This is a genomic window from Candidatus Omnitrophota bacterium, from assembly GCA_013791745.1.
Classification (GTDB): Bacteria; CG03; CG03; order CG03; family CG03; genus CG03.
Window position 1 is genome coordinate 1 of sequence record VMTH01000051.1, and the last position, 4878, is coordinate 4878.

4 protein-coding genes are annotated in these 4878 nt (G+C 47.9%); all 4 read left to right on the plus strand.

Features of this window, described 5'->3' with window-relative positions:
* Nucleotides 1-1534: DUF2157 domain-containing protein (locus tag FP827_02525; GenBank protein MBA3051958.1), on the plus strand; the 1534-nt coding region annotated here is incomplete at its 5' end.
* Entirely contained in the window at nt 1531-2061 is a 531-nt protein-coding gene (locus FP827_02530; protein MBA3051959.1) for a GDYXXLXY domain-containing protein, read from the plus strand. The genes FP827_02525 and FP827_02530, both read left to right, overlap by 4 nt.
* Before the next feature lie 62 nt (nt 2062-2123).
* Nucleotides 2124-2936 (plus strand): hypothetical protein, encoded by an 813-nt coding sequence (locus tag FP827_02535; GenBank protein ID MBA3051960.1) that lies wholly within the window; start codon nt 2124-2126, stop codon nt 2934-2936.
* Nucleotides 2937-3108: 172 nt separating this feature from the next.
* Nucleotides 3109-4845, plus strand: a complete 1737-nt coding sequence (locus FP827_02540) for a proline--tRNA ligase (GenBank protein MBA3051961.1) — start codon at nt 3109-3111, stop codon at nt 4843-4845.
* Nucleotides 4846-4878: the final 33 nt, after the last annotated feature.

The window sequence follows — 4878 nt, forward strand, 5'->3', positions numbered from 1 at the left end:
AAACACCGAACAAAGCGGTATGATCCGGCAGTTCTATCATCTGGACAACGGACAGCAAAAGAAAAAGACAGACGCCGTAAAGATCATTCTAATCATCGGCGCTATATTTTTAGGCGTGGGCGTCATATTCCTGGTGGCGTCCAACTGGCGGAAAATCCCCGCCCATATACGCACGATAAATCTGTTATTGATAACAATAGCGGCGCTTTTCGCGGGCTATTATTTCAGTTACGAGAAAGAAGGGCATCCTCTGCTCGGAAAAAGCCTGTTGTTCCTGGCTTCTATTTTCTGGGGGAGCAGTATCATACTGATATGCCAGATCTACAACATACCCTCGTCGGATAACTGGATGATCATGCTCTTATGGGCGCTGCCTGTTTTGCCTGTGGCGTATTTTTTTAACAACAAATATGTTTTTCTCCTCGCGTCCGTACTGCTCATCGCCTGGAATTTCCTTTATAACTCCAGCAACAGCGCGGCGAATTATTATTACCCTGTTCTCGTTTTTTGTCTGATACTGCCTATGGCGTTTAAGCTGGGGGCGGGGGTAAACATCAATATACTGGGCCTTTTAGCGGCAAGTTTTTCCTGCTGTTTTGTTGAGTATCATTGGCAGTATTCGTGGCTGGCAATATTCATCAGCGGCGGCCTGCTGGTTTATTATCTGATCAAAAAAGAGGAAAAATATTTTTCCGCGGCCTCGCTGTCATTCATCGCCTGGCAGATAGTTTATTTCAACGCGGCAGCGGTAAAGCGGGCGAATCTCTATTTTCTCATTCCTCTCACGGCGCTGTTTTTCTTCACATACAGGGATAAGCTTAAAAAAAATCTGTGCATCAATATCTTCAGCGCCATCCTGTGGTTCCACCTCATGTTATACCCGTATTCAAAGGTGTTCAATGATAAGTACGACGGCATTACGACATTAGTCATACAGTTATTTATCGGCGTCATCCTGTATCTGATAGGGATGCTGCATAGTGAGAGCAAAAAACATTTCGCGGACCTGTACAAAAGCATCGGTTTCGCGACCGCCGCCGGATGCGCGTATCTTTTATCTTTCAAGAAAATGCTGATACAGAACGCGGGTTTTGAGCATGGGTACTTTTTTATCGTCTGTTTAGCGCTGGTGGTCGCGGCATACCTTTTGCTGATCCGGAACCTGTATAAACACCCTGTCAGGACAAAAATTTTTAAGATGGAATTGATCTGCCTGGCCGCTCTTTTTTCGGGCAGTCTTTTCATATTGTTCTTTCCCGCGCTGGCGTCGGCCAACACAGTGATCATGAACACGATAATATTTTTGCTGGCGGTTATCAGCATATTTTACGGGATGGCTATCAGGAGTTCGGGGGTGTTCAATTCGGGCATTGGCATTTTTGTTCTCCTTATAATCACAAGATATGTTGATATTTTCTGGGAACTGACGGAGAAATCCTGGTTTTTTATCATCGCAGGGTTGTTTATGCTGATCGGCGGTGCGTATCTTGAAAAGCGGAGAAAAAAGGTGATTGAAAAATGGGGCGCTGAATGAGCAGGAAAAACATCACTTTTTGCATCGCGGGGTTATGGCTGGTTCTCGCGCTGGGGCTCATAGGATATAAACAGCGCATCCTCGCGACGGGAATAAAAGTTCTGCTGGAAACCGTGCCTGTTGACCCGCGGGATTTCCTGCGGGGGGATTATGTCATTTTGAGATACAAGATCAGCAGTTTGAGCGGCATTCCGGGTGAATCAAATTTTAAGCGCGGCGACAGGGTGTATGTGAAACTTGAACCCGCCGGGGAATTCGGGGAAGCTGAAAGCGCGCCGTGGCGGGCTGTCGCGATGAAAGCCAAAAACGAAATAGAGAGAGGGGATGTCGTCATAAAAGGGAAGATCCAGCGCAGGGGCATTGTGAAATACGGCATTGAAAGTTATTTTGTTCCCGAAGGCAAAGGCAGGGAAATAGAGAAGAGTATGGCCGGCCGCAGTAAAGTCGCGGTGGAAGTTATTGTCGACAAGCACGGCAATGGGATCATCAACAAACTTTTCATAGACGGCAGGGCAGTTCAATTGTAGGAAAAAAATCAGTGGCTTTTTTTGCTATCATCAAAACATGCCAGAAACCGCACGCGTTTTCTTTGCTGATAAAATTAGTTCTTATTTCTTTTTTTCTTTCAAAACAAATCCTGGCTGAATCTTTTTATGATGATGATTTGGAACAAGTATCGTTTTTGAGTGTGAGCGGCAGCCACTATAAAGCTTCGTTTAAAGACTTCAATGAACATATTCAAAAGCGTAACATCGACTGGGCGGCGAGCGGATTCCACCAAGACGAGTTAGATAACGATATAGATGAGCGTGGAATAGCTTTGGGCATAGGGAGAGGGCGTAGTGCTTATATCCTTGGCTTGTCAGTCCTGGATAAAGTGTCCGCTCCGGCTGTTACTCCCGGCTGGAGCGGGGCTAGCGAAATATCAGCGAGATATTTATCTTTCAAGTACAGGTATTATTTTGGAAAGCCGCGTTGGAGCAGAGAAAGATACAGAAATAGTAAAACAAAATTATTTCCTTTCTTTGAAAGCGGTTTAATATGGCTTTCTGTCAAATGGACGGAAGATAATTTCGTATATACATGCATGACAACAGGGATTTCACACACAGGCCCATCTTATGCGGGGGATTGTTTCGCGTTGCACATAGGCGGCGGGTTAGACTATTTATTATCCGAAAATTTTTTTACTACCCTCACAGTTGGACACAATAACGCAAAAATAGGGAAGTTTCAAACCAAAGAATCTTTTCCCTGCGGTTGTCCATCAGGAACCCATGTACCGTATTTTGATTATGATAATGATGTAAAAGCCTCGTTAGACATGAGCGGTGTGGTTATCGCGCTATCCTTTAATATGAGACTTACGACATCAAAAATAAATAAAGGCCTCAATTTTTGACAGAAGAGTTTATAACAATCAAGGCGAGCGGTTTATTGAGTAAATGAGAAGAACAGATAATGGGTGGAATTTTTAAAATGGCGCAGATTTTAGAGCGCTTCCAGTATTTTTCATAATAAAAGTTTGTAAAAGTCTGTCTGTTTAAGTATAATTGCCTTCAAAAGGTGATGTTATGAGATATACAAAAACGCTTATACCGACAATGAAGGAAGTGCCGTCTGACGCTGTCACGCCGTCGCACATCCTGATGCTGCGCTCGGGCATGATACGAAAACTCGCCTCGGGCATATACGAGTGGCTGCCGCTGGGGAAAAAAGCGCTCAACAGGGTGGAGAAGGTCATAAGAGACCTGCACGACGACGAGGGCTGTCTTGAAGTGCTGCTGCCGGCGCTTCTTCCCAAAAGTTTATGGGAGCAGACGGGGCGCTGGGGCGAATACGGCGCGGAGCTGATGCGCCTCAAAGACAGGCAGGGCAGGGAATTCTGCCTCGCTCCCACGCACGAGGAAGCCATCACGGAGCTCGCCGGAAATTACATAAAATCATACAAGGACCTTCCCAAAACATTTTATCAGATACAGACGAAATACAGGGACGAGATAAGGCCGAGATTCGGCGTGATGAGGGCGAGAGAGTTCATAATGAAGGACGCTTACAGCTTTGACGCCGACGAGCAGGGCGCGGGCTTGTCTTATGACAGGATGTTCGCGCTCTATAAGAAGATATGCGCGGCGCTGTCGCTCGAGGCGGTGCCTGTCATCGCCAAGACGGGGCTGATAGGCGGCACGAAGTCGAAAGAGTTCATGGCCCCTTCAGATGAGGGAGAGGAAGAGCTCGTATATTGCGGCTGCGGCTGGGGTGCGAATCAGGAGCTGGCGTATTCAAACATAAGTTCCGCCATCGGTTCGACTTCGTGCTTCAACAGGCTCAGCATCCCGAGCGAAGTCGAGGGACTCACCACAAGGGAAGAGCCACTGCCGCTCGAGGAAGTCTCAACGCCCGGAGTGAGGACGGTTGAAGAGGTGTCGGCCTTTCTCAAACTGCCGGCAGAGAAGTTTATTAAAACGCTCATTTACAGGACGGCTGAGGGTTTCGCCTGCGTGCTGGTGCGGGGCGACCACAGCGCCGATCCCGCCAAGCTCCGGTCAATAATAGGCGACGACGCGAGGCTCGCCGATGAGAAAGAGATAGAGGAGATAACGGGAGGGCCTCTGGGCTTTTCCGGGCCCGTGGGACTGAAGATAAAGGCCTACGCGGATAATACTATTAAATACGGTTGTAACATGGTTAGCGGAGCCAACAAAAAAGACGCTCATATCAAAAATATCAACTGCCCGCGGGACTTTGAAGCCGAGTTCATGAACATAAGAACGGTGAAGGCCGGCGATCCCTGTCCCGAATGCGAAAAGCCGCTGTTTGTCGCCCGGGGCATAGAGATAGGGCACACCTTCTATCTCGGAACGAAATATTCCGAAAAGCTCAAGGCGTCCTTCACGGATAAGGCGGGCAAAGGCCTTCCTATAGTGATGGGCTGTTACGGAATAGGCGTCTCCAGGATAGTGGCGGCGCTGATATCGCAGAATCACGATGACAAGGGCATTATATGGCCCAGGGGGATGGCTCCCTATCAGATAGAGATAATAGCGGCCTCGTCAACCGGGCCCGCCATGGAAAAGGCGGAAGAGATATATAAGGCGCTGGCGGAAAAATACGAGGTGCTGTTTGACGACAGGGATGTGTCGGCCGGAATAAAGTTCAAGGACGCCGACCTCATAGGCATTCCCGTCAGGATTGTGCTGGGGCCGCGGGGAATGAAGACCGGCGAATGCGAGATACAGAGCCGCGCTGACGGAAAGACGGAGGCCGTTAAACTTGATAAACTACTTGAGAAAATATCCGATTTTACTTAGCGCGCTTGTATTTTCAAGCGCAACAATTACGGG